We start from the raw sequence: 18789 nt of genomic DNA on the forward strand, positions 1-18789 counted from the left end.
TCCGACCTCCCCCCTGCAGCCGGAGCACCCGCGCCGGCCGCCACCACCCGCAGCACGAAGAAGTGAAGGGATCCCCCCCTATGAAGTTCACGAGCTCCGCCCTCCGGCGGACCCTGACCGTGGCCGCCGCGGCCGCCCTGGCCGCCGGCTCGCTGGCCGCCTGCTCCGCCCCCTCCCCCGGCGGGAACGGCGGCACCAGCGCCGAGGGCGGCACCGCGGCCGACCTCGACGCCGCCCTCGAGGCCGGCGGAAAGATCACGTACTGGAGCTGGACCCCCAGCGCCGAGGCGCAGGTCGCCGCGTTCGAGGAGGCCTACCCCGAGGTCGACGTCGAGCTGGTCAACGCCGGCACGAACACCGAGGAGTACACCAAGCTCCAGAACGCGATCAAGGCCGGCTCGGGCGCTCCCGACGTCGTGCAGATCGAGTACTACGCCATGCCGCAGTTCGCCCTGTCGGACTCGCTGCTCGACCTCTCGCAGTACGGCCTCGGCGACCTCGAGGACAAGTTCAGCGCCTCCACCTGGGGCAGCGTGAACGTCGACGGCAAGCTCGTCGGCCTCCCCCAGGACTCGGGCCCCATGGCCATGTTCTACAACAAGACGGTCTTCGACCAGTACGGCATCGCCGTGCCGACCACGTGGGACGAGTACGTCGCCGCGGCAGAGCAGCTGCACACCGCCGACCCCACGAAGTACATCACCGCCGACACCGGCGACGCGGGCTTCGCGACCAGCATGATCTGGCAGGCCGGCGGCCAGCCCTTCCAGTTCGAGGGCACCGACATCACCGTCGACGTCGCCGACGAGGGCACCAAGAAGTGGACGGGCGTCTGGAACCAGCTCGTCGAGAAGGGCCTGCTCTCGGACACCCCCGGCTGGGGAGACGAGTGGTACAAGGGCCTGGGCGACGGATCGATCGCCTCGCTGATCACCGGCGCCTGGATGCCCGGCGTGCTCGAGTCCAGCGTCGCCGACGCCTCGGGTGACTGGGCCGTCGCGCCGATCCCGACCTACGACGGCACCCCCGTCAGCGCCGAGAACGGCGGAGGCGGCCAGTCGGTCACCTCGCAGAGCGAGAACCCGGCCCTCGCGGCCGCGTTCCTGCGCTGGCTGAACAGCGACCCGGCCTCGGTCGACGTGTTCCTCGAGAGCGGCGGATTCCCGTCGACCACCGCCGACCTGACCGACCCCGAGTTCGTCTCGGCCGAGTCGGAGTACTTCGGCGGCCAGAAGATCAACGAGGTGCTGACCCAGGCCTCCGAGGACGTCCGCCCCGGCTGGTCGTACCTGCCCTACCAGGTCTACGCGAACAGCGTCTTCGGCGACACTGTCGGACAGGCCTACGCCAACGGCACCAGCCTGGACGACGGCCTGGCCGACTGGCAGAGCAAGCTCGTGCAGTACGGCAACGAGCAGGGCTTCACGGTCTCCGAGTAGTCGCAGACCCCCTGGGAGGCCGGCCGGATCGCTCCGGCCGGCCTCCTCGCGTACCACCCGCTTCTCCTGATCCGAGGGATGATCATGACCACCGCACCCGAGAGCCGCTTCGCCATCGGCGCCACCGACTTCGAGCTCGACGGACGGCCGCACCGGATCCTGTCCGGCGCGCTGCACTACTTCCGGGTGCACCCCGACCTCTGGGCCGACCGCATCCGCAAGGCGAGGCTGATGGGCCTGAACACCATCGAGACCTACGTCGCCTGGAACGCGCACGAGCCGGTCCGCGGCTCCTTCCGCGCCGAGGGCGGCCTCGACCTCGGCCACTTCCTCGACCTCGTCGCCGCCGAGGGCATGCACGCGATCGTGCGCCCCGGCCCCTACATCTGCGCGGAGTGGGACAACGGCGGGCTCCCGGCCTGGCTGTTCCGCGACCCCGAGGTGGGCGTCCGCCGGTCCGAGCCGCACTACGTCGCCGCGGTGAGCGAGTACCTCCGAGAGGTCTACGCGATCGTCGCGCCGCGGCAGATCGACCGGGGCGGGCCGGTCGTCCTGGTGCAGATCGAGAACGAGTACGGAGCGTACGGCTCCGACAAGGAGTACCTCGCCGAGCTCGTCCGCGTCACGCGCGACGCCGGTGTCACCGTGCCGCTCACGACCATCGACCAGCCCACGCCGCAGATGCTCGCCGACGGCAGCCTCCCCGGCCTGCACCTGACCGGCTCGTTCGGCTCGCGCACGCCCGAGCGCCTCGCGACGCTGCGCGAGTTCCAGCCGACCGGCCCGCTGATGTGCATGGAGTTCTGGTGCGGCTGGTTCGACGACTGGGGCACCCAGCACCACACGACGGACGCCGACGCCTCGGCCCGCGAGCTCGACGCGCTCCTCGCGGTGGGCGGCTCCGTGAACATCTACATGCTGCACGGCGGCACGAACTTCGGCCTGACCAGCGGAGCGAACGACAAGGGCCGCTACGCCGCGATCACCACGAGCTACGACTACGACGCCCCGCTGGACGAGGCGGGGCACCCGACCGACAAGTTCTGGGCGTTCCGCGAGGTCATCGCGCGCTACGCACCGGTGCCGGAGGAGGTTCCCGCCCCGCGGACGCCGTCGCCCGCGCTCACCGCGCCGCTGCTCCCCGGCCCCGCTCTGCTCGGGCTCGACGCCTTCGGCGAGGCGACCGCGCTCGAGGCGATGGCGTCGTTCGACGAGCTCGGCCACGCCGACGGCTTCGTGCTCTTCGAGACCGTGCTCGACTCCTCCGACGCCCCCGCCCGCCTGGTCGTCGGTGAGGAGGTGCGCGACCGCGCCTGGGTGCTGCTCGACGGCTCGCCCGTGGGCGTGCTCGCGCGCGACAACCACGAGCGCGCGCTGACGCTGCCCCGGGGCCGCGGGGCGCTCGCGATCCTCGTCGAGAACCAGGGGCGCGTGAACTACGGCGTGCGGATCGGCGAGCACAAGGGACTGATCGGCGGAGTCGAGCTCGACGGGGCACCCCTCACCGGATGGACGGCCCGCGCGCTCGACGTGTCACGCCTGCCCTCGCTCGCCGGGGCCGCGGAGGGCTTCGCCGCCGGGCCCTCGCTCGCCTCGGGGTCGTTCGAGCTCGATGCTCCGTCCGACCTCTTCGTCGACACGCTGCACTGGGGCAAGGGCCTGGTCTGGGTGAACGGGTTCCTGCTCGGCCGCTACTGGCGGCGCGGACCCCAGCGCACGCTGATCGTGCCGTCGCCGGTGACGCGGGCGGGGCGGAACGAGGTCGTCGTGCTCGAGCTCGAGGCCTTCGCCGAGACCGCGATCCGGCTGCTGGACGCGGCGGATCTGGGCCACACCGAGATCTGATCGACGCGGGAGGCCGGGGGTGCGCCCCCGGCCTCCGGCATTTCTGGTCCCCACCCGGAAAGGGGCCGTCGCGGAGGGACATCCGCTCGTTCCTGCGCGGATGTTCACGGTAACGTCAGCCGACTCCTCAGCGGCGAGGAGGTCGGCGGGAGCTCGTGCCTCCGCCACTGCCGCTCAGGGCACTCAGCGAGGACCGACCCAGAGGACGACCATGCGACGACGACACGCCCTGCTCCCCGGAGCGCTCACCGGACTGCTGCTGGCCTCCGGCCTCGTCGCCGGGGGATCCGCCGCGGCTCCGGCGGCGGCCGCTCCGGTGGCTCCCGCCCCCGCTCCCGCCGCTCCCGCTCCGGACCGCCCCGTCGCGGCTCCGGACGCCGAGCCCACCGTGATCGAGCCGGAGGCGGACGCGACGACGCAGCAGGCCGCCCTCGCCCTCGACGCCGACTTCATCGACGTCGACATCCCGGCGCGCGCCCAGGTGCAGACGCACCGGGTGACGATCGCGCTCGTCGCTCCGCAGGGCACCGTCCCGGGCGGGTACACGACCGCCGACGCCGTCCGCGCCCTCGACCTCGTCGACCGGTTCTACTCCCGCGAGACCGGCGGGGCGATCCGCTTCGAGCTCGACCAGGTCGTCGACTGGCAGGTCGTCGACCAGCCGATCGGCTGCACGAACACGGGCGGGCTGCAGGACTGGATCGCTCAGAGGACCGGCTGGCAGCGCGGACCGGGCAAGCACCTGGTGGCCATGGTGCCCGAGGGCGACCCGTGCCCGAACTGGGCCAACGGCGAGCAGCCCGGCGATCCTGACGACGGCGGACGCGCGTTCCAGCCCGGACCGGACGCGTACTTCCTCGCGCACGAGCTCGGCCACAACCTCTCGCTGCCGCACGCCTACAGCGTGAACTGCGCGACGACCCGCGACTACGCCTCCACCCCGCTGCCCGCGGACTGCCGCCGCGAGGAGTACGGCAACCGGACGGACGTGATGGGCGACTCCTGGTCGTTCCTGCCGCTGTCGTCCCCGTCGCTGGCGCGCCTGGGCACGCTGCCGAACACCCGCCAGCCCGTCTGCGGCGCACCCCGCACCACGACCCTCGACACCCTCGGAGCCGGACCCGCCGGCCGGCGCGCGCTCACCTGGAACGACCCGCAGGACGCGGGCATCCGCTACTGGGCGCAGTACAACGACCGCGCTGACACGACGTCCGACGGCGGCGCGTACACGAGCCCCTTCCAGGTGCGCCGCGACGTCTCGGGCGTGCAGATCCTGCGCTCCAACCCGGGCCAGCCGTACGCCGGCGACCTGCTCGAGCGTCCGGGTGACGCGAGCGAGGCGAACGAGTTCGTGCTCGCGGGCGAGAACGCGGTGCTCAACTCCGGCATGTCGGTGCGGGTCGACCGGATCGACGAGCTCACCCGCACCGCGACGGTCACCGTGACCGTGCCGTGCACCGACTACGTCGGGGACATCGCTCCGCTCGCCTCGTCGACGAGCGCCTCGTACACCTCGCCGTGGACCTCGGTCGGAGCCGTCGCCGACGGCGCCGCCTCGACGATCTGGGGCTCGTGGCCGCGGGTCGGAGAGCAGTACGTCGAGCTGCGCTGGCCGAGCGCCGTGACCGTCGACAGCGCCTCGGTGCTCTTCGCGAGCGACGCGGCCGACGCCGACGGACGCGGTCTGATCCCCGCGCGGTCGTGGCGGGTCGAGCACCTGGTCGGCGACGTCTGGACTCCCGTGAGCGGAGCGGCTCCCGGCCGCGAGCGCGACGTGCTGAACCGCGCGGCGTTCGCTCCGGTGACCACGACGGCGCTGCGGCTCGTGTTCACGGCGTGGGGCGCCGGCGAGTACGGCGGATCCACGGGCGTGGCCGAGATCGAGGTCAACGGCATCGCCCTCGCGGCCTCGGCAGAGGCGCGCGGGACGCTGCAGAGCGTGCCGACCGCGACGACGCGCGACCTCGCGCAGTCCGTGCTGGTGCGCGACTCCTCCGGTCGTGCTCTCGCGGGGCGCTCGGTCGGCTTCGCGATCACCGGGCCGGCGGCCTTCGAGAGCGGAGCGACGACCGCCGCGGTGCTCTCCGGCGCCGACGGCGTCGCCGCGCTCCCCCGGATCCGCACCGGCTCCACCGCCGGCACCGTCTCGATCACCGCGCGCGTCGACGGGGTGACGACGGCGCTGGCCGGAGCGAGCGTCGTGCCCGGTGCCTCCGTCACGGCGAAGGCGACCTCGCGGGTGATCCTCGGGAAGGTCGTCGTCACAGTGACGGCGACGAACACCGGCCGCGCGGCCGCCGATCTGACCGTCGTGACGCCCTACGGGACGGCGTCCTCGGCCGCGGTCGCCCCGGGCGCCACGGTGACCAAGGTGTTCCGCACGGGCAAGAGCTCGATCGCCGCGGGCACCGGCACGGTCACGGCCGTCTCGGGAGGCTCGCGCGCGAGCGTCTCGGTGGTCATCCCGCGCGCGTGACCGGGACGGGGGCCGACCGCCCGCCCGAACGACTCCGTCCGGGCGGGCGGCTGCTGTTAGCGTCGAGGTGACGCGCCCGGCGACAGGCCGTGGCGGAGTGATCGGGGGACACGATGAGGCGGACGACCGCAGGGATCGCACTGGCAGGAGCACTGCTGCTCGCGCTGACGGGATGCGCGGGCGGAGGCGGGACGGTGGGCGAGGTCAGCACGCCGAAGCCCATCCCGACCCTCACGCCGACGGCCGCCGCCCCCGCGGCCCCGGTGGCCGCCGCGCAGCTGGGCGAGCCCGAGCTGGCGGCCGTGTTCACCGGCATCCAGTTCGTCCCGGACCAGTACGCGAGCATCCAGGAGATGCTCGACTCGATCTACCCGGGGCTGACCGCGACGGACGCGAGCTGCCTCTCGCCGTTCGGGCTGGGCTGGGACACGGCGTCGCCGGGCTCGACCGTGCAGTACGGCACGAGCAACGACCGCTCGATGACCTCGGTCGTGGCGAGCGCGGCCGACCCGACCGCCGCCTCCGCCCTGGTGGCCGACGCGAAGGGTGCCCTCGAGCGCTGCGCGAGCGGCTCGGCGCTGTTCGCGATGGAGGGTGTGCCGGTGCAGACGACGGTCGCGCAGACGGTGCCGGCGACGACCGGGACCGACGAGTCGGTCGGCTGGACCGTCACGGGCGCGGTGGGTTCGAGCCCGTTCACGCTGGTCGGGATCACGGCGCGGGTCGGCGGGAACGTCGTCGCGCTGGTCGGCTGGGACCCGGCGACGAACGCGTCGTACGTGCCGCAGGCGACGCAGATGTTCGTCGACGCGCTGTAGCGGCGCCGACTCCTCGGAAGTCGTCGTACTCGGGCTCGAGTACGACAACTCCTGAGGACTCGAATGCGGCCGTCCCTCGCACCTCCGCCCACTCCGCGAAATTCGTCGTACTCGCGCTCGGCTACGACAATTCTTGAGGACTGGACTGCGTCGCCCTCCGCGCCTCGATCGACTCCGCGAAATTCGTCGTACTCGGGCTCGAGTACGACGATTCTTGCGGAGTGATGAAGAGCGGCGGTCAGGTCAGCCAGGACAGGCGGCCGCCGTGCGGGGTCGCGCACGCAAGCGGGACGCCGTCGGCGGCGAGCAGGAACGGCGTCGGCTCGGGAGCGGCGAGAGCGGCGCGGGGCGCGACGAGGTGCGCGAGCAGCGACTCCGCCTCGAGGGTGACGAGGCTCGCCCCGCGCGCCGCGACCGCGTCGAGCACGCGCTCGCGGGCCGGACGCGGGAGGTAGACCAGCGTGCCGAGCGAGACGACGACGGCGCGCATCCCTCGCGGCACCTGCGCGAGCAGGGCGGGCAGCGCGTCGGCGGCGTCGCCGGCGACGATCGGCGGAGGATCCTCCCGCAGCACCTCGACGGCCTCGCGCAGCCGCGCGGTCCGCTCCGGCCGGTCCGGCGGCAGCAGCGCCTCGAGCCACGCGCGGTCGTCGGCCGAGCGCACATCGAGGGGCCGCAGGTCGAGTCCGCGGCGCCACGCCACGAGCGGGAGGCGCGCGGGCGCGGAACCGCCGGTCACGGTGCACTCGAGCAGCGGGCCGCCCGAGCCCAGGCGCACGATGCTCTCGCCGGTCGCGAAGGCGTAGGAGTAGCGCTCCGGAGCGAGGCAGAGACCCGCGGAGGCGCCGATCTCGATCAGCGCGATCGGCTCGTCCGGCGCGGTGATCCGCTCGAGGGCGGCGACCAGCGGCGCGCACCGCAGCGCCTCGTTCGTCTGGGTGAGGCGCTCGGCTGCGACCGGTGCGACGCGCGGCCACTCGGCGACGAGCCAGTCGGCGAACGCCTCCGTCGGCGCGCCCAGGTACCGGGCGACCGAGAAGAGGAGGGAGGGCTGGCGGTGCGCGCGCGGCAGCTCGTCGATGAGCGCGAGCAGGTCGTCGCGCCCGGCCACCTCGAGGGCCCATCGCACCTGCAGCTCGGACGTCTGCGCGAGCTCGCGGGCGGCCCGGCGGTACCAGTCGGCGGTCGAGTCCATGCCCCCATCCTGCGCGACGCGGGCGGTGGTCAGCGCTCGAGCCGGGGCGGGTGGTCGCCGTGGCGGTGCACGAGCTTCCAGCCGCGGCCGTCGAAGCGGCGGTAGACGTGGGTGACGCGGATGACGAGCGGGCGCGGCTCGCCGCCGTCGAGCCGGGTCGAGCCGAGTTCGCGGCCGACCGTGTAGGCGAGGTCGCCGGAGGCGTGCACGACGTCGTAGTGCGGGCGCAGCTCGCCGTCGGCGAAGCGGCTCGCGACCCAGCCCAGGGTCTCGTCGATGGCGGCGCTGCCTCGCTCGATCGTGCCGAACGCGCCGTAGAGGGTGGAGTCGTCGATGTCGGCCCAGCAGCGGCGGTACGGATCGGCGTCGCCGGCGGCCATCGCGACGAGCGCCTCCTCGACCCTCGCGATCGCGGCGACGAGGTCGGCCGGAAGATCGGCGGGGAGGTCGGCCGCGGGCTCGACGGTGTCGCTCATGCGAGGGACTCTACTGCGGGCGTCATCGACGGACGAAGGGGCCGCCGAGCGCCCGATGTCGGAGGTCGCCGGTAGAACGGACTCATGTCCGCGACCCGGGAACGCACGCTGCTCGACGTGCGGCGCATCTACGCCGAGCCGGCGGCGCTCGAGCAGCCGCGCGGGCAGGAGATCGTCGCGCGCTGGCCCGGCGCCGAGATCGTGCCGGTCGAGTCGCACTGGATGATCCCCGAGGTGCACGGCGACGAGACCAATGTGGCGCGCTGGGTGCGGATCAAGACCGAGGCGCTCGTGCTGGGTGTCAAGAAGTCGCTGGTCACGCGTCCGAACGGCCGCTCCGCCGACTTCATCGCGCCGTCGCACGCCAACGGCTGCGCGATGGCGTGCGTCTACTGCTACGTGCCGCGGAGGAAGGGCTACAGCAATCCCGTCACCGTCTTCACCAACATCGAGCAGATCCAGCGGCACCTCGCCCGCCACATCGCCAAGCAGGGCCCCAAGACCGAGGGCAACCAGTGCGACCCCGACTCGTGGGTCTACGACATCGGCGAGAACAGCGACTGCTCGGTCGACGCGATGCTCAGCGAGAACGTGCGCGACCTCTGCGAGCTGTTCCGCATGTCCCCGACCGCCAAGGCCTCGTTCGCGACGAAGTACGTCAACCGCGAGCTGCTCGAGTGGGATCCGCTCGGCCGCACGCGCATCCGCTTCTCGCTGATGCCCGCCGAGACGGCCAAGGTCACCGACATCCGCACCTCGCCGATCGCCGAGCGGATCGCCGCGATCAACGACTTCGTCGACGCCGGCTACGAGGTGCACGTCAACTTCTCGCCCGTGATCCTCACCCCCACCTGGCAGCGCGACTGGGCCGAGCTCTTCCAGCAGCTCGACGCGGCGCTGCACCCGCGGGCGAAGGCGCAGCTCGCCGCCGAGGTGATCCTGCTCACCCACAACGAGCGGCTGCACGAGGTGAACACGGGCTGGCACCCGAAGGCCGAGGAGCTGCTCTGGACCCCGGGCGTGCAGGAGTCGAAGGTCTCCGAGAACGGGGCGGTGAACATCCGCTACCGCCGCGACCTCAAGCGCGCGGCGGTAGACCGCTTCCTCGCCCTGCTGCACGAGCGGCTGCCCTACTGCCGCGTCCGCTACGCGTTCTGACGCGGTTCCGGACGACGCTCGGGAACCCTCCGCTGAGGCGCCGCACAGGCGCCTGCGGGCAGCGTGCAGCACGGTTTCGCAAAGCGGATAGGAACCGGGACCGCCCCCTGCCCCTCCCCTACTTTGGTGTCACGGCGGGATGAGCGATCCCCGTCGGCCCCACCGCCCCGCGACTCCGCCCCCGGAACCCGGGCAACGCGCGGACGCCGCTCCCCCGAGCCGGCACCGCCCCCCGAACTCCACACCCCCGACGGATCCGTCGGGACGCCCCGCACGAGTCGCGGCCGACACCGCGGCGATCACACAGAACGGACTCCGCACATGGGTTCCCTCCTCTACGGCACTCCCGCCACCGCCCACGACATCGACGACCGCGCCCTCGCGCACCTGCAGATCGTCATGATCAACAAGTTCCGCCGCAACGAGGCGTTCGCGTTCCAGATCGAGGCGTCGAACACCCACGGCACCGGACGGCAGACGCTCTGGCTGCACCCCGCCATCCCGCTGCAATTCTCGTTCAACGGGAGCCGCATGCCCGCGATCAACCCCACATGGGTCCGCTCGCTGATGGAGGAGGCCAACAGCGGCCGAGGCCTGCGCGTCATCCCGGAGCCCGCACCGCAGCCCGAGAGCGTCGGCCTGACGAACGCGGCCTGAGCCACGATGACCTCCTCCGGTGACGTCGAGAACGACCCGGGGGACGCCTCGAGAAGGGGGAGCACGATGACCGGCACAGCATTCGATGCTCCCACCGTCGAGATCACCGACTTCCTGGGTCTCGCCGGCCGCGAGGATCCGCAGTCGGTCTTCACCTGCTCCTCCCGCGTGCACGGAGTGACCGGCACGCTCCTCGTCCTCCCCGACGCCCTCGTCCTCAGCGAGGACGCCGGCACGGTCCGGATCCCGGCGGACGAGGTCGACGCGTGGTGGGACTCCGCCTCGGGCGACGCCTTCTTGCTCGCCGTGCAGGGACGCCACCGGCACTCGGTCGTCCTGCTCTCGGAGTTCCGCAGTGCGACGGTGCACGCGATGACCCGGGCGTACGGCCCCCTGAATCGTTTATCCGCTTAACGAACTGCGCCCTCCTCCGCATCGACGCGGGGCCCTCCCGCGTGGGACGCTCCTCGGGATGAACGACTCCTCCCCCGACGTCGTCCGCTCCGACATCAGCGGCCACGACATCGACGAGGCCCGCCTGATGTTCGAGGGGGCCTACAACGGCCACCGCTTCGCCGTCGAACCCGGCGAGGACTTCGCGTACCGCTACACGTCCGTCGGCGACTCCGAGGTGACGCTCCGGGGCAGCTACTTCGGCGGCTCCGTGCAGGGCCGCATCCAGACCGAGGGCGAGTACGTCGTCTCGTGGCTGACCGCCGGCACCGGAGTCACCGACATCGACGGCGATCCGGTCGCGCTGCAGCTCGGGCAGCCCGCGATGTTCGTGAACGGCCGGCCGACCGCCTTCGAGTTCCACGACTACCGGCAGAACCTCATCCACTTCGACGGCGCCTACCTCGAGGGCGTCGCCCAGGACGTCGAGGGCGTCGAGGGCGGTCCGCTGCTCTTCGACTCCACCGCGCGCCCGACCGGGGAGACGCTGCGGCGCTGGTCGGCGACCGTCGCGGCGATCGCGCGCGTCATCTACTCCGACGAGAGCACGCCGCTCCTGCGCAGCGAAGCGAATCGCGCGGCGGCGATCGCGCTGCTCGAGACGTTCCCCCACGCGGTCCTCACCGCGCAGACCGACCTCCTCGTGCCGCGCAGCGGACGGCTGCGCACCGCCGTCGAGTACATGTACGAGAACGCGCACCTGCCGATCCGCACGGAGCAGATCGCGCAGGCGGCCGACATGAGTCTGCGCACCCTGCAGAGCGAGTTCCGCCGCGAGTTCGACATGACCGCGCTGGACTACCTGCGGCGGATCCGCCTCGACGCGGTGCAGAAGGAGCTGCGCGGGAGCGACTCCGGCACCGTCACGGTCACCGAGGTCGCGCACCGCTGGGGCTTCGCGCACCTGGGCCGCTTCTCGGCGTCGTACGCGCACCGCTTCGGCGAGAGCCCGAGCACGACGCTCGAGAAGTAGGCCCTCGAACCGGTGAACACGGTCTCGTGTCCACCAGGCCCTAGAGGAAGTCGTCGTCGTCGATCTCGGCCGGCTGCGCCTGCGGCCGCGCGGGCTGCAGGCGGCGGGTCTTCTCGCGCATCGACTCCACGGCGTCGGGGTCGTCGAGGTCGACGCCGCGGTCGAGCGCCGGGCTCGCGAAGAGCTGGCTCGCCGGGCCCAGCAGCAGCCGGGTCTCGCCGAGCATGCCCTCGTCCGATAGCGACGGCACGACGACGAGGTCGGACTTGCCGACGTTGGCCAGAGCCTGCGCGTACTCCACGACCGCCGTGCAGATGGTGTCGCCGAGGAGCACGTATCCGCTGGCGTAGTAGAGCTTCTGCATGGTGTCCTCCCGATCGTGCGTCGCGCGGTGTCCCCGCACCCGTCTCTCCCGAAGGTAGGACGCCGCCACCGGCGGACCCCACCCCTTGACGGGGCGCGCCGGAGACCCCCGCCGCGCACCGATCCGCTCGCGCGATGCCACGGGGATCCGCGGACCGGTCTCGGCGGCGGGCGGATGATCCACCGATGTCGCGGAGGCGTACGCAACCGAGGGTGGGGGCAGGCGAACCGCCGCTGGAGGGGCCACCCGACGATCTCGCCCTCGGTTGCGTACGCGGCTCCCGCGGAAGCAACGCCGAGCGACCGGATCCGCCCGCCGATCGACGGAGTCAGGCGCTGAGTCCTGCGTCCGCAGGCGGATCGGCGCGCACCGTCACTCCGACGCGCGCGCCACCGCCTCGAGCCGCGCGCGGTGCGCGGCCCACCAGGCCGCATCCCCCTCGGGCAGGTTGTCGCCCTCGCGGCGGAGTCCGACCCGGCCGTCGATCAGCTCGCGGACGATGTCGGCGTGGCCCGCGTGCCGGTGGGTCTCGACCGCGATGTGCACGAGGATCCGGTGCAGGGTCACGTCGCGGTTCGTCCACCACGGCACGACGCCCGGGGCGTCGAGCGGCAGGGCGGCGACGACCGCGTCGGAGTGGGCGTGCACGCGGCGGTAGAGGCTCACGATCTCCTCGCGCGACTCCTCGGCCGTGGCCCACATGTCGGAGTTCGGCTCGGAGTCGTCCTCCATCCAGGCGAGACGCTCGGGGAACGGCCGGCCGAAGACGAGGCCGAGGTAGCCCGCCTCGGTGCCCGCGACGTGCTTCACCAGCCCGAGCAGATTGGTGCCCGTGGGCACCAGCGGGCGGCGAGCGTCGTACTCCGACACGCCCTCGAGCTTGCTCAGCAGGGCGTCGCGGCCCTCCTGCAGGTACAGGAGCAGGGTCTGCTTCTCGTCGATCATCGCCCCAGGATGGACCCGCCCACTCGATCGCGCGAGAGCCGGCGGCGGCCCCTGCATCCCGGGCCGCGCCGCGCAAGCCTCGCCCCGGAGCGACGCGGCGCGCCAGACTGGCGTGCCCGCACCGCCGCGAGCACCGATCGAGGAGCCCGCCGATGACCACCAGCACCGCCCCGTGCTCCCTGGACCGGACCCCGCGATGAGCGGCTCGAAGACGGCCCGGCTCTCGGCCTGGCACGAGAGGTTCGTCGTCGAGGAGCGCACGCTCCCCGCGGCCGCCCGGCGCCGCCTCCTGATCACGGCGGGCCTGCTGACGCTGCTCGGCGGAGTCGCGTTCGTCGCGATCCTGCTCGGCGTGCTCACGCAGACCGGGATCGAGCGGCTCGACGGACCGGTCGAGGACTTCTTCGACGCGCGCGTCGAGCGCGACCGGACCGGGCCCATGATCGCGCTGGCCGTGCTGTTCGGGCCGATCGTGCTGCCGATCGTGGTGCTCGTCGTGCTGATCGGCTGGATCATCCTGGCCAAGCACCTCTGGCGGCCGCTGCTGCTGCTGGTCGGCATGGCGACGGGCGTGATCCTCGCGCAGGTGATCGCACCGCTCGTGCAGCACCCGCGGCCGCCCGTCGCCGAGATGCTGTTCGGGCCCGACCGCACCTTCTCGTTCCCTTCCGGCCACGTGCTCGGCACGGCCGACTTCCTCCTGATCACGACCTATCTGCTGGCGAGCAGACTGCAGCGGCGCTGGTTCACCGTGATCGCGATCGCCGTGGCGGTGACGCTGATCGTCGTGCAGATCGTGAGCCGGCTCTACCTCGGCTACCACTGGCTGAGCGACACGGCGGGCTCGGTCGCGCTGTCGATGGTGATCACGGGCGCGGTGATCGCGGTCGACGTGCGGCGCACGGTGCGGGTGGAGTGACGCGGGGCGGGCTGCGGCCGTGACCTCCGGCTCGTGGAATCGCGTTCGGCTCGCAGGAACGGCCCCATTCCGCGAGCCGAACGTGGTTCTGCGCGCCGGAGATCCCTCCGGGAACCGACGCTCGCGGGGCCGACGGAACTCGGGCTCGTCGACTCGCGTTCGGCTCGCAGGAATCGCCGGATTCCGCGAGCCGAACGTATTCCTGCGAGCCGGAGGTGTCCGCACGAAGGGGCGGCGGCGGGCACATCGACGTCCCCTTCCGGCGCGGTCGCGCGACGGCCTACCGTGGCAGTACACGACGGAGGGACGGCGATGGGCGACGACACGGGCTTCTCGGCTCAGGAGAAGGCGGCGATGAAGGCGCGGGCGGCCGAGCTGAAGGCCGAGGCGCGCGCGGGCAAGGCGGCCGAGAAGGCCGAGGCCGAGCGGGTGGCGCAGGAGGAGAAGATCGCCGAGATGCTGGAGCCGGACCGCGCGCTCGCCGAGCGGCTGCACGCGCTCGTGACGGAGGCGGCGCCGGCGCTGCGTCCGAAGCTGTACTACGGGCAGCCGGGCTGGGCGAAGGAGGGGCGCATCATCGTGTTCTTCCGCAGCGGACTCGTCGACAAGGCCCGGTACTCGACGATCGGCTTCAGCGTCGACGCGGCGCTCGACGAGGACGGCGGGCTGTGGCCGACGTCGTACGCCCTCGACCACCTCGACGACGCCGGAGCGGCGCTGCTGGCCGGGCGGGTGGCGCGAGCCGCGGGCTGACAGGCGGACCGCTCGGCTGCCGCGGGCCCCGGGGTACTCTCGCACGGTGCCGACGACACTCCACTCCCTCTACCGCTACCCGGTGAAGGGGCTGACGCCGGAGCGGCTCGACAGCGTGGTGCTGCGTCCGGGTCGCGGGTTCCCGGCCGACCGGCTGTTCGCGCTCGCGAAGCCCGACGGCGCCTACCGGGCCGACGCGTTCGTGCCGCTGCCCAAGCGCGAGTACTTCGTGCTGCTGAACACCGAGCGGCTCGCGGGGCTGCGCACCCGCTTCGACGACGACGCGCGGCGGGTCGAGGTCACGGTGCAGGGCCATCGGGTGCTCGAGGCGGACCTTGCGACGGCCGACGGGCGCGAGGCGTTCGTCGAGCTGTACGCGCGGGTCGCGGATCTGCCGGGCGGCGCCCGCCCGGTGCTCGCCGAGCAGGACGGCTACAACTTCACCGACAACGCCAAGAACGGGCCGCGGCTGATGAACGCGATCTCGCTCGTGTCGCTCGCGTCGGTGCGCGACCTGTCCGAGCGCATCGGGCGGGAGCTCGATCCGCTGCGGTTCCGCTCGAACGTATACCTCGACGGGCTCGAGCCGTGGGCCGAGCGCGACTGGGTGGGGCGCGAGCTGCAGCTGGGCGACGTGCGGGTGCGCGTGCTCGAGGAGACCGGGCGGTGCGCGGCGACCGAGGTCGATCCGACGACGGCGCGGAGGGACGTGCCGGTGGTGCGGCTGCTGCACGAGAACTACGGGCACGAGAACGTCGGGGTGTTCGCCGAGGTGCTGTCGGGCGGAGTGCTGCGGCCGGGCGATGCGGTGACGGTCGACGCGGTGGTGGCGGCGTGAGGCTCGTCGTCGCCGAGCGGCGGATGCTGACGGCGGACGTCTGCGAGTTCGTCCTGCGGCAGGCGGACGGCGGGGCCCTGCCCGCCGCCGAGCCGGGCGCGCACGTCACGGTCGCGACGCCCTCGGGCGAGAAGCGCAGCTACTCGCTCACCGGTGACCTGCGCGATCGGAGCCGCTTCACGATCGCGGTGCGGCGCTCGGCGGAGGGACGCGGCGGCTCGCGCAGCCTCGTCGACTCCGTCTCGGCGGGCGACTCACTCGAGGTCGAGGGGCCGCGCAACTCCTTCGAGCTGGTCGAGGCGCCCGCCTACCTCCTGATCGCGGCGGGGATCGGCGTGACTCCGATCCGGGCGATGCTGATCGAGCTGGGGCACCGCGGCGCGACGGACGTGGAGCTGCTGTTCCTGGCCCGCTCGCGCGAGCAGGCCCCGTACCTCGACGAGCTGACCGCCGCGGTGCCCGCGCTGACGGTCCACCACCGCCGTGAGCACGGGCCGGTCGACTGGTGGTCGCTGCTCGCCGACCCGGGCGAGCGGCACCTCTACGTGTGCGGGCCGGAGGCGCTGCAGGACGAGGTCCGCGCGCTGACGATGCACTGGCGGCCGAGCCGCGTGCACGCGGAGGACTTCGCGGGGGTGCCTGCGTTCGGCGGGCTGACTGCGCCGTTCACTGTGGAGTGGCAGCCGACCGGGGCCGAGATCGCGGTACCGGCCGCCCGGACGATGCTGGCGGCGCTCGAGGACGCGGGCATCGACGTGCCGAGCTCGTGCGGAAGCGGGACCTGCGGGACCTGCCGACTGCGCCTCGTCGGCGGGGAGGCGGATCACCGGGATCTGGTGCTGACGGCTGCGGAGCGGGAGTCGGCGGTGATGCCGTGCGTGTCGCGGGGCGTCGGGCGGGTGGTCGTCGCTCCGGAGTGACGCCTCGCGGCCTGCGCCGTCGGGGCGGAGTCCGCAGAGTCCGCGGAGTCCGCGGGTGTCCCCGGGTGTCCGCTAGCGGACGTGTCCTCTAGCGGCTCTATCCCGCGGGCGCGCCCGCTCGGGACACTGAGCGGACCAGCGCCCCGCGCGCACGACGACCGGTGACGGTCGACCCGAGACAGTGAAGGTCCCCATGCACCGCCGCACACCCCCGCCGTCCTCCTCCGCACCACGAGTCGGCGCGGTGCTCACCGCCCTGACCGCGGCGGCCGCACTCCTGATCACCGGGATCACCCCCGTCGCCGCGGCGCCGGCCGCACCCGCGACCGTGGAGCCCGGAGGGATCGCGGCCTGGGGCTGGGGCTACTACGGCCAGACGCGACTCCCGACCGACCCGGGCGAGATCGTCTCCGTCGCAGCCGGGAGCTTCCACAGCCTCGCTCTGCGGGACGACGGCACCCTCCTCGCCTGGGGCAGCGACCGGTCGGGCCAGACGGCCGTGCCCGCGGACCTGAAGCCGGTCGTGTCGATGGCCGCCGGCTGGATCCACAGCCTCGCCCTCCAGAACGACGGCACCGTCGTCGGCTGGGGGTCGAACGAGCGCGGGGAGACCGATCCGCCCGCCGACCTGGACGACGCCGTCGCGGTCTCCGCCGGGGAGCAGTTCAGCCTCGCTCTGCGCGAGGGGGGCACCGTCACGGCCTGGGGCAAGAACACGACGGGCAGCAACGCCGTCCCGGCCGGCCTCACCGGCGTCACGGCGATCTCCGCCGGCGACGTGCACAGCCTCGCCCTCAAGGACGACGGCACCGTCGTCGCCTGGGGCACGGCCGGCTCTCCTCAGGTCGACGGCCTGCCGAGCGGCCTCGACGACGTCGTCGCGGTCTCGGCCGGCTGGGATCACAGTCTCGCGCTGACGAGCGACGGCACGGTCGTCGCCTGGGGCAGCAACGAGTACGGGCAGATCTCCGTCCCCGCCGATCTGACGGACGTCGTGGCCGTCTCGGGCGGCGCCCGGCACAGCCTGGCGATGAAGAAGGACGGCACCCTCGTCGCCTGGGGCAGCAACGAGGACGGCCAGCTCGTGCAGCCGAGCGGCCTCGGCATCCCCACCGCGATCGACGCGGGCGGCTACCACAACATCGCACTCGGAGCCCGGCCCGCCCTCAGTGCGGATGCGCCTCCCGCGACCGCGACGGTCGGTCAGGACTACTCGTACGCGTTCGGCGCGGACCCGAGCACGTACGCCTACACGGTCGTCTCCGGCGCTCTCCCGGCGGGCCTCGCCCTCTCGCAGCAGGGTGTGCTCGCGGGGACCCCGACCGAGGGCGGTCCGTCGACCTTCACCGTCGCCGCGGTCAACCGCTACGGCCGCACGATCGGCGCCGCGCACACGATCACCGTCGCACAGGCACCCGCCGAGCCGACGCTGTCGGGAGCAGCACCCGTCGGCCGCATCGGCTCCTCCTACGACTTCGCCTACACCGTCGGCGGATTCCCCGCTCCGACCGTCTCCCTCGCGTCCGGATCGCTCCCCCAGGGGCTGACCCTCAGCAGCGACGGGCGCCTCACCGGCACCCCGACCGCCGCCGGGACCTCCACGTTCACGGTCCTCGCCGAGAACGCCTCCGGATCGGCCCGGATGTCCACGACGCTGGAGGTCACTCCGGGCTTCGCCGGCCCGACCATCGAGGGAGCAGCGCCGGACGGCACCGTGGGCACCGCCTTCGACTACGGCTACACCGCGACCGGCTACCCGACGCCCGCGTTCGTCGCCCTGACCGAGCTGCCCCCGGGTCTCGCCCTCGACACCGCGACCGGGCGTCTCACCGGCACGCCGACCGCCGCCGGCACCTTCACGTTCACCGTCGCCGCGACGAACGACTTCGGCCGGAACCAGACGGTCGACACGGTGACCGTCGCGGCCGCCGCCACCGCGCCGACCCTCTCCGGGATCGCCGCTGCCGGTGTCGTCGGGACGGCCTACGACTCCACGTACACGGTCACCGGATCCCCGGCGCCGACGGTCACCGTGGTCGCGGGCACGCTCCCTCCGGGACTCGCTCTCGCCGCCTCCGGGCGGCTCACCGGCACCCCGACCACCGCTGGGACGTTCACCTTCACCGTGCAGGCGAGGAACTCCGCCGGCGCCGCGCGGGCCGTCAGCACGGTGACCGTCTCGCCGCAGAAGACCGCCACGAAGGCGGATCTGCGGGTGGACCTGTCGGCTCCGACCTCCGCGGTGAAGGGGAGGACGTTCACGTACTCGCTGACCACCAGGAACGCCGGACCCGCGACCGCGACGTCGGTCTACTCGAAGGTGATCCTGCCCTCGGGCGTGCAGTTCGTGTCCGCGACGGGGACGTACACCCGCGTCGGGAGCATCGTGATCTTCCACCGCCCGAGCCTCGCGGTCGGCAGGACCGTGACGGAGAGGATCACGGTCAGGGCCACGAGCACGGGCACGGGCACGGCGCTGGCGTCGACGTTCTCGGTGAAGACGCCCGACCCGTCGATCCGGAGCAACGCCGACACCGCAGCGACGACGGTGCGCTGAGCA

The 18789-nt window shown here is 72.9% G+C and carries 17 protein-coding genes; 13 read left to right on the plus strand and 4 right to left on the minus strand.

Going from position 1 to position 18789, the window contains the following annotated elements:
- The first annotated feature begins 80 nt into the window (after nt 1-80).
- The 4 genes from LRG51_RS10205 to LRG51_RS10220 all read left to right on the plus strand — a co-directional run bounded on the left by LRG51_RS10205 (nt 81) and on the right by LRG51_RS10220 (nt 6578).
- Entirely contained in the window at nt 81-1439 is a 1359-nt protein-coding gene (locus tag LRG51_RS10205) for an ABC transporter substrate-binding protein (protein WP_230672607.1), read from the plus strand.
- An 84-nt stretch (nt 1440-1523) separates the two neighbouring features.
- On the plus strand, nt 1524-3284 hold the full coding sequence (locus LRG51_RS10210; RefSeq protein ID WP_230672610.1) for a glycoside hydrolase family 35 protein: 1761 nt from the start codon (nt 1524-1526) through the stop codon (nt 3282-3284).
- A gap of 211 nt (nt 3285-3495) precedes the next feature.
- Nucleotides 3496-5760: an Ig-like domain-containing protein gene (locus LRG51_RS10215; RefSeq protein WP_230672612.1), complete on the plus strand. Its 2265-nt coding sequence runs from the start codon at nt 3496-3498 to the stop codon at nt 5758-5760.
- Nucleotides 5761-5873: 113 nt separating this feature from the next.
- Nucleotides 5874-6578 (plus strand): hypothetical protein, encoded by a 705-nt coding sequence (locus LRG51_RS10220; RefSeq protein WP_230672613.1) that lies wholly within the window; start codon nt 5874-5876, stop codon nt 6576-6578.
- Nucleotides 6579-6816: 238 nt separating this feature from the next.
- Here LRG51_RS10220 and LRG51_RS10225 read toward each other — a convergent pair whose 3' ends face one another.
- Both LRG51_RS10225 and LRG51_RS10230 read right to left on the minus strand, forming a co-directional pair.
- Nucleotides 6817-7773, minus strand: a complete 957-nt coding sequence (locus LRG51_RS10225; protein WP_230672616.1) for a DUF2332 family protein — start codon at nt 7771-7773, stop codon at nt 6817-6819.
- A 29-nt stretch (nt 7774-7802) separates the two neighbouring features.
- Nucleotides 7803-8249 (minus strand): YybH family protein, encoded by a 447-nt coding sequence (locus LRG51_RS10230; RefSeq protein WP_230672620.1) that lies wholly within the window; start codon nt 8247-8249, stop codon nt 7803-7805.
- An 84-nt stretch (nt 8250-8333) separates the two neighbouring features.
- Here LRG51_RS10230 and LRG51_RS10235 point away from each other — a divergent pair, with 84 nt between their 5' ends.
- The 4 genes from LRG51_RS10235 to LRG51_RS10250 all read left to right on the plus strand — a co-directional run bounded on the left by LRG51_RS10235 (nt 8334) and on the right by LRG51_RS10250 (nt 11490).
- Entirely contained in the window at nt 8334-9407 is a 1074-nt protein-coding gene (locus LRG51_RS10235; protein WP_230672622.1) for a spore photoproduct lyase family protein, read from the plus strand.
- A gap of 321 nt (nt 9408-9728) precedes the next feature.
- Complete coding sequence (locus tag LRG51_RS10240) at nt 9729-10064, plus strand: DUF7882 family protein (protein ID WP_055785367.1); 336 nt, start codon at nt 9729-9731, stop codon at nt 10062-10064.
- A gap of 66 nt (nt 10065-10130) precedes the next feature.
- Complete coding sequence (locus LRG51_RS10245; RefSeq protein ID WP_230672624.1) at nt 10131-10478, plus strand: hypothetical protein; 348 nt, start codon at nt 10131-10133, stop codon at nt 10476-10478.
- A 58-nt stretch (nt 10479-10536) separates the two neighbouring features.
- A complete protein-coding gene (locus LRG51_RS10250; RefSeq protein ID WP_230672626.1) occupies nt 10537-11490 on the plus strand; it encodes a helix-turn-helix transcriptional regulator in 954 nt (317 codons plus the stop codon).
- A gap of 40 nt (nt 11491-11530) precedes the next feature.
- Here LRG51_RS10250 and LRG51_RS10255 read toward each other — a convergent pair whose 3' ends face one another.
- Together LRG51_RS10255 and LRG51_RS10260 are read right to left on the minus strand one after the other, a co-directional pair.
- Nucleotides 11531-11854, minus strand: a complete 324-nt coding sequence (locus LRG51_RS10255; protein WP_230672628.1) for a hypothetical protein — start codon at nt 11852-11854, stop codon at nt 11531-11533.
- Between the two features lie 372 nt (nt 11855-12226).
- Nucleotides 12227-12799: a DinB family protein gene (locus tag LRG51_RS10260; RefSeq protein WP_107574184.1), complete on the minus strand. Its 573-nt coding sequence runs from the start codon at nt 12797-12799 to the stop codon at nt 12227-12229.
- Nucleotides 12800-12995: 196 nt separating this feature from the next.
- Between LRG51_RS10260 and LRG51_RS10265 the strand changes: the two genes are divergently transcribed.
- The 5 genes from LRG51_RS10265 to LRG51_RS10285 all read left to right on the plus strand — a co-directional run bounded on the left by LRG51_RS10265 (nt 12996) and on the right by LRG51_RS10285 (nt 18786).
- Nucleotides 12996-13718: a phosphatase PAP2 family protein gene (locus tag LRG51_RS10265; protein ID WP_230672630.1), complete on the plus strand. Its 723-nt coding sequence runs from the start codon at nt 12996-12998 to the stop codon at nt 13716-13718.
- A gap of 312 nt (nt 13719-14030) precedes the next feature.
- The gene (locus LRG51_RS10270; RefSeq protein WP_230672632.1) at nt 14031-14471 is read left to right on the plus strand and encodes a DUF1801 domain-containing protein; all 441 of its coding nucleotides are present in this window, start codon (nt 14031-14033) and stop codon (nt 14469-14471) included.
- 46 nt (nt 14472-14517) lie between these two features.
- Entirely contained in the window at nt 14518-15309 is a 792-nt protein-coding gene (locus LRG51_RS10275) for an MOSC domain-containing protein (protein ID WP_230672634.1), read from the plus strand.
- Nucleotides 15306-16229 carry a PDR/VanB family oxidoreductase gene (locus tag LRG51_RS10280; RefSeq protein ID WP_230672636.1) on the plus strand — a complete coding sequence of 308 codons (924 nt, stop codon included), beginning with the start codon at nt 15306-15308 and terminating at the stop codon, nt 16227-16229. The genes LRG51_RS10275 and LRG51_RS10280 overlap by 4 nt, the downstream gene beginning before the upstream one ends.
- Before the next feature lie 193 nt (nt 16230-16422).
- A complete protein-coding gene (locus LRG51_RS10285) occupies nt 16423-18786 on the plus strand; it encodes a putative Ig domain-containing protein (protein WP_230672639.1) in 2364 nt (787 codons plus the stop codon).
- Nucleotides 18787-18789: the final 3 nt, after the last annotated feature.

The sequence above is a fragment of the Rathayibacter sp. Leaf248 genome, from assembly GCF_920939495.1.
Classification (GTDB): domain Bacteria; phylum Actinomycetota; class Actinomycetes; order Actinomycetales; family Microbacteriaceae; genus Rathayibacter; species Rathayibacter caricis.

Excerpts from the sequence above, each read along its gene's own strand:
- LRG51_RS10215 (WP_230672612.1), top strand. The coding sequence starts at position 3,496 with ATGCGACGACGACACGCCCTGCTCCCCGGAGCGCTCACCGGACTGCTG.
- LRG51_RS10220 (WP_230672613.1), top strand. The coding sequence starts at position 5,874 with ATGAGGCGGACGACCGCAGGGATCGCACTGGCAGGAGCACTGCTGCTC.
- LRG51_RS10210 (WP_230672610.1), top strand. The coding sequence starts at position 1,524 with ATGACCACCGCACCCGAGAGCCGCTTCGCCATCGGCGCCACCGACTTC.
- LRG51_RS10230 (WP_230672620.1), bottom strand. The coding sequence starts at position 8,249 with ATGAGCGACACCGTCGAGCCCGCGGCCGACCTCCCCGCCGATCTTCCG.
- LRG51_RS10240 (WP_055785367.1), top strand. The coding sequence starts at position 9,729 with ATGGGTTCCCTCCTCTACGGCACTCCCGCCACCGCCCACGACATCGAC.
- LRG51_RS10205 (WP_230672607.1), top strand. The coding sequence starts at position 81 with ATGAAGTTCACGAGCTCCGCCCTCCGGCGGACCCTGACCGTGGCCGCC.
- LRG51_RS10265 (WP_230672630.1), top strand. The coding sequence starts at position 12,996 with ATGAGCGGCTCGAAGACGGCCCGGCTCTCGGCCTGGCACGAGAGGTTC.
- LRG51_RS10255 (WP_230672628.1), bottom strand. The coding sequence starts at position 11,854 with ATGCAGAAGCTCTACTACGCCAGCGGATACGTGCTCCTCGGCGACACC.
- LRG51_RS10235 (WP_230672622.1), top strand. The coding sequence starts at position 8,334 with ATGTCCGCGACCCGGGAACGCACGCTGCTCGACGTGCGGCGCATCTAC.
- LRG51_RS10245 (WP_230672624.1), top strand. The coding sequence starts at position 10,131 with ATGACCGGCACAGCATTCGATGCTCCCACCGTCGAGATCACCGACTTC.
- LRG51_RS10285 (WP_230672639.1), top strand. The coding sequence starts at position 16,423 with ATGCACCGCCGCACACCCCCGCCGTCCTCCTCCGCACCACGAGTCGGC.
- LRG51_RS10260 (WP_107574184.1), bottom strand. The coding sequence starts at position 12,799 with ATGATCGACGAGAAGCAGACCCTGCTCCTGTACCTGCAGGAGGGCCGC.
- LRG51_RS10225 (WP_230672616.1), bottom strand. The coding sequence starts at position 7,773 with ATGGACTCGACCGCCGACTGGTACCGCCGGGCCGCCCGCGAGCTCGCG.
- LRG51_RS10250 (WP_230672626.1), top strand. The coding sequence starts at position 10,537 with ATGAACGACTCCTCCCCCGACGTCGTCCGCTCCGACATCAGCGGCCAC.
- LRG51_RS10270 (WP_230672632.1), top strand. The coding sequence starts at position 14,031 with ATGGGCGACGACACGGGCTTCTCGGCTCAGGAGAAGGCGGCGATGAAG.